The following is a 4,742-nucleotide window of genomic DNA, read 5'->3' as shown; positions in this document are numbered from 1 at the left end:
CCACCGCCACTCACGACGCCTGATGTCGCACCCCCTCAGCCCGAACCCGCTCCAGTGGCACCGCCCGAACCACAAGTAGAGCAAGAAGAAACGATCTCTCAACAAGATCTCGACAGGCTCAAAGGGCTGGTGCAGTCTTTTAGTGCCGAGCTACAAGCTGTAGACAATCGGCTCGTGGCTGTTGAGGAGAAATTAGCTACCGTCCAAAAACAAGCTTTCTCCACTACAACTAAACTAGTTGGTGAAGCGATTTTTGCCGTTACTGGACTAGCAGGTGGCCCCGCCACTGCGACACGTACTACAATTTTCTCCGATCGCGTGCGGCTCAATTTCCGCAGTAGCTTTACCGGAAAGGATTTGCTCCTAGTCCGGTTGCAAGCACGCAATAGTACATCTTTTGCAGGTGCTGCCTCTGGTACCAACATGGCGCGGTTAGGGTTTGAAGGTAACGACAACAACAATGTTACGCTCCAAAGATTGCAGTACCAACTGCCCCTAGCTCCAACAACTAAAGTATTTGTTGAAACAGTCGGGAGTGAGTTTAACGATAACTACTACACTTTCAACCCCGAACATCAGGCTGCTGGTCTTGGTGCTGTGACCCGATTTGGACGATTCAACCCCATCTATCGTCTCAGTGGTGAAGGCGCAGGTATTGGTGTAGACCACAAGTTCAGCCCCAATTTAGGGTTGGTATTGAGCTATGCTGTACCCAGCGGTGTTAACGATCCGACTGGTGGCAATGGACTATTTAATGGTTCTAACGTGCTGTTTTCTCAGCTTACAGTGAAGCCTACTGAGGATGTGAATTTGGGCTTGATCTATGCCCGTGCTTACAATGCCACTGGTACACTGGTTTCGGGAAACAATGGTAGTGCGATCGCCAACAATCCGTTCAGTGGTTCTCCAACTACAGCCAATCACTACTCTCTAGCTGCCAGCGTCAATCTCTCCAAAGAAGTAGTGCTCTCGGCTTGGGGTGGTTTGACTCAAGCAACCAGACAGACAGGAGCTGGTTCGGCTGACATCTGGAACTATGCCGGAACTCTGGCATTTAAGGATTTTGGCTCCAAGGGCAGTACTTTGGGATTTGTGGTAGGGATGCAGCCTAAAGTAACTAGTAATAGTTTCCTGGTTAATGGTGCTCCGACTCGTGTCGATCGCGATACCAGTTTGCATATCGAAGCTTTTTACAAGTACAAAGTCAGCGACAACCTGTATATTACACCCGGTTTATTGATGTTGACTAACCCCGAACATAATTCAAGTAATCCGACTGAATATCTCGGTACGATTCGGACAACTTTTGTGTTCTAGTTGCCTGTAATGTGAAAATAGCCCTAACTCCTCTAAGAAGTCGGGGCTATTTTTATTGGCAATAGATAAACTAGCAAGCGATCGCTGTATGCTGTTTACTAATAAAGAGTACTCAATCATCTACAGCCCAAAATCAATGAAACGACGGGACATCTTACTGGGAGCATCCAGCATTGCTACAGCCGCAGTTATCGCTAACTCCCAACTGAGTACGGCCAAACAACCAGATTCTAACACCACATTACCGATCGCCAAATCGACAGCAATTGCGGGTAAAAATATTCAAATTGCCAAAGATTTACCTGGCTACTATGTCACGCCAGTAGGAACGGGCAAATTTCCCGCCGTTATCGTCTTAATGGAAGCTTTTGGGTTGAATAAATGGTGTCGGAGTGTTTGCGATCGGTTGGCGCAGTCTGGATTTGCCGCGATCGCGCCAGACTTTTATCGGGGGGCTACTTATGCTTATACTGATGTCGCAGGTGCAGTAGCAAAACTCAAATCGCTCGATGATAATGCAGTGATGAGCGATATCGGTAAAAGTATCGATTTCCTAGCTGGCAAATCGGAAATTAATGCCAATGGAATTGGTGTAGTTGGATTTTGTATGGGCGGTAGATATGCTTTTCTCACCAATGCAACCTATCCTACCAAAATCAAAGCAGCGATCTCATTTTATGGCGGTGGTATCGATGCTGCTCCCGAAAATTCGATGGGACGCAAATCTTTACTCGATCGGGTTACATCTATGCAATCGCCGATTATGCTGATGTATGGTAGCGAAGATAATATGATTGCGGCTGACGAACACGGACGAATTGCTACCGCATTATCTAAAGCTAAAAAACGTTATATTCTCAATCTGTTTCCCAATGCCGGACACGGTTTTATGAGCAGCGATAGGCAAGCTAGTTACGCACCAGCAGCCGAAGCAGAAGCTTGGTTAATGACTACTGGATTCTTCAGTCAAAATCTCAAGCCGAAAAAGCGAAAGTAGTCCCTCAAAAGCTGTTGCATTGGTACGTTAAAGCTCATTACATACCAATGCTTGCTTCAGATCGAAGCCGAGTTTACGACTTTAGAACACTCCCAATAACACTGCCGTACTAAATACAGTAAATAGTCCGATAATCCCTAAAATGATGCCAAAATAGGGTGCGCGATTAGTTTTGTCGATGTACTCGTTAACTTTTTTATCCTTTTCTTCTGGATGCCAAATCATTGGTTTCATATCATTGACCTCTGTGTAAAAAGTTAGCTATATAACTACAATATACCAACTGTTTAGAGTGCTGAAATGCATCAAAAGACAGATCTTAATTCGTCTCGACAAAAGATATTTTAACCCGCTGTTGTGGGCAAAGATTTCATTAATGTGGCCATTTCGATCGCGTTGAGCGCGTAACCCCAACCATGATTGCCTTTAATTCCGGCACGTTCTAAGGCTTGAGTCATGGTATCGACAGTCAGCACCCCAAAAATTACTGGCGTACCGCTTTGAAACCCTACCGCTGCAACACCTTTGGCGACTTCTGAGGATACATAATCAAAATGAGGCGTATCGCCGCGAATTACCGCACCCAAGCAGATAATCGCATTATAGCGACCGGATTCTGCCAATTTTTTCGCCACCAGTGGTATCTCAAAGCACCCTGGCACCCACACATAATCTACTTGACTACCATGAGGGTCGATATCAATTCCGTGGCGTTTGAGACAATCCTGGCAGCTTTCTAGAAGTTTATTGGTAACAAGATCGTTAAAACGACCGATCGCGATCGCGAACCGTAGAGAACTATCGCAGACGAGAGTGCCTTCAAAAACTGACATTTAATGTAGAGGGGAGAGGGGAGAGGGGTGGATGGGTGGATGAGTGGATGAGTGGATGAGTGGATGGTACCGATAACCATTACCTGTCAATCCTTACATCCTCAAATCTCGATCGGATGAGTATGGCGTTTTCTTGACGATCTCGATCGCAACGAATAGCTATGGAGGCTATAAATTTAAGAGTTGCGATCGGTGGCAAAACAAGACAATGTAGTTGCTCTTGCAACCGATCGACAACAGCGACAATCTAGACTACCAGGAAGTTTAGAACTCCAACAACCACGACGAGAATCGTCCAAGCTCCCGAACCGACGAACAGGAGTTGTTTCGATCGATCCCAGTTTTGTGGTGCTGCATAAGCAACAGGCACGCCGACGATCATCACGAAAGACAGTAGTACCAAGGCAAATAGTGCCAGGTTGAAAATTACGATCATTATATATACGCTCCCAAAACAGCAATATTTTAACTTAGCTATTAAAAATTTAGCACCTCTTTGTGGGTTGTTGGTTAATTCTGGGTGCTTTTCTCTATCTACGATCCCCTGGCTCTGGTTAGGATATGGCTGTATCTCTGTGACAAATAGTCACCTAGCGGTTGAAACCGCTGCTAGTGATGCAAAGTCCGCCTTCTCTACGAGACGCTACGCGAACGCGGACTAGTATCAAACAAAGATCTTGTTTTAACCGAACTGTATAGCCATCGCCAAAACGTTTAAGACACTAGAACTCTGAGTCCGCGTAGGCGGACTTTGCACCACTAGCAACGACTGGAAGTCGTTGTGCTGCTGCTATTTTGACCGCTCGTGGGTATCCTCGAACTGTTGGAGGAGCGCAGGGATTTCGTTGAGTTCGTCAATAGTTGCATCTGCGTCCTTTGGATCCAACCACTGCGAATTACGTTTCCAAATCGCCTGCAGTCTGGCATTCTTGGCTCCTGTAATATCTGTCTCTGGATTATCGCCGACGAAGACGCTATTTTGAGCCGAGCTACCCAATCGATCGATCGCTCTATGAAAAATTTCTGGTTGTGGTTTCCTAATCTTCTCTATTTCCGAAATCAGAATAACATCAAAATAGTCGTTAATTCCCAATCCTGAGATCGCGCTCATTTGAAATACGCCGCGTCCATTTGAGATAATACCTAATAAGTAGCCTTGCTGTTTTAACTTATCGAGTGTCTCTACCAGAAATGGAAATGGCACGCAATGATATTGAAACTGTGTTTCGTAATCTATTAATAAATCCTGCCAATCCATGCGATCGATCTTAAATTCATCAACTAGCGTTTGATAAACCTTGTCTTTCCAAACATAGCTATGACAGTCTAGTTCGATAAATCTGGCTGCATAATCGACTTTTGATATATGGCCTAAACGTTCGATTAGTCGATCGTATTGTGCGGCGATAAATTGCTCGATCGAGATAAATCGATCGAGTAACGTTCCATCTAAATCAAAAATAACCGCTTTATTCATCACATCAGCAATAATCTTGTAGGGTGTGTTATCGCGCCAGCATACAGCACTTTCCTTTGTTATGAAGTACAGTAGCAACAATTAGCAAACCAATTTCGTAGGTGAAGAGGATTAATGA

6 protein-coding genes are annotated in these 4,742 nt (G+C 45.1%); 2 read left to right on the top strand and 4 right to left on the bottom strand.

The window, feature by feature from the left end; all coding sequences use genetic code 11:
• Positions 1 to 1,317, top strand: a 1,317-nt coding sequence (locus tag C7B77_RS24400) for an iron uptake porin (RefSeq protein WP_106311034.1), incomplete at its 5' end; no start/stop codon positions are given.
• A gap of 136 nt (positions 1,318 to 1,453) precedes the next feature.
• Complete coding sequence (locus C7B77_RS24395) at positions 1,454 to 2,314, top strand: dienelactone hydrolase family protein (RefSeq protein WP_106311038.1); 861 nt, start codon at positions 1,454 to 1,456, stop codon at positions 2,312 to 2,314.
• A gap of 81 nt (positions 2,315 to 2,395) precedes the next feature.
• Here C7B77_RS24395 and C7B77_RS30415 read toward each other — a convergent pair whose 3' ends face one another.
• The 4 genes from C7B77_RS30415 to C7B77_RS24380 form a co-directional block, all read right to left on the bottom strand.
• Positions 2,396 to 2,548 (bottom strand): hypothetical protein, encoded by a 153-nt coding sequence (locus C7B77_RS30415; RefSeq protein ID WP_181244009.1) that lies wholly within the window; start codon positions 2,546 to 2,548, stop codon positions 2,396 to 2,398.
• 110 nt (positions 2,549 to 2,658) lie between these two features.
• Positions 2,659 to 3,147, bottom strand: coding sequence for a 6,7-dimethyl-8-ribityllumazine synthase (gene ribH / locus C7B77_RS24390; protein WP_106311031.1), 489 nt, complete (start codon positions 3,145 to 3,147; stop codon positions 2,659 to 2,661).
• Positions 3,148 to 3,394: 247 nt separating this feature from the next.
• Positions 3,395 to 3,583, bottom strand: a complete 189-nt coding sequence (psbZ, locus tag C7B77_RS24385; RefSeq protein ID WP_015157691.1) for a photosystem II reaction center protein PsbZ — start codon at positions 3,581 to 3,583, stop codon at positions 3,395 to 3,397.
• Between the two features lie 354 nt (positions 3,584 to 3,937).
• On the bottom strand, positions 3,938 to 4,624 hold the full coding sequence (locus C7B77_RS24380; RefSeq protein WP_106311028.1) for an HAD family hydrolase: 687 nt from the start codon (positions 4,622 to 4,624) through the stop codon (positions 3,938 to 3,940).
• Between the last annotated feature and the right edge of the window lie 118 nt (positions 4,625 to 4,742).

Source organism: Chamaesiphon polymorphus CCALA 037, assembly GCF_003003845.1.
Lineage (GTDB): Bacteria > Cyanobacteriota > Cyanobacteriia > Cyanobacteriales > Chamaesiphonaceae > Chamaesiphon > Chamaesiphon polymorphus.
Note: the sequence above shows the minus strand (reverse complement) of the source record. Positions and strands in the feature narration are given on the sequence as shown.

Coding starts and splice junctions, on each gene's coding strand:
- C7B77_RS24395 (WP_106311038.1), top strand. CDS start 1,454: ATGAAACGACGGGACATCTTACTGGGAGCATCCAGCATTGCTACAGCC.
- C7B77_RS30415 (WP_181244009.1), bottom strand. CDS start 2,548: ATGAAACCAATGATTTGGCATCCAGAAGAAAAGGATAAAAAAGTTAAC.
- ribH (WP_106311031.1), bottom strand. CDS start 3,147: ATGTCAGTTTTTGAAGGCACTCTCGTCTGCGATAGTTCTCTACGGTTC.
- psbZ (WP_015157691.1), bottom strand. CDS start 3,583: ATGATCGTAATTTTCAACCTGGCACTATTTGCCTTGGTACTACTGTCT.
- C7B77_RS24380 (WP_106311028.1), bottom strand. CDS start 4,624: ATGAATAAAGCGGTTATTTTTGATTTAGATGGAACGTTACTCGATCGA.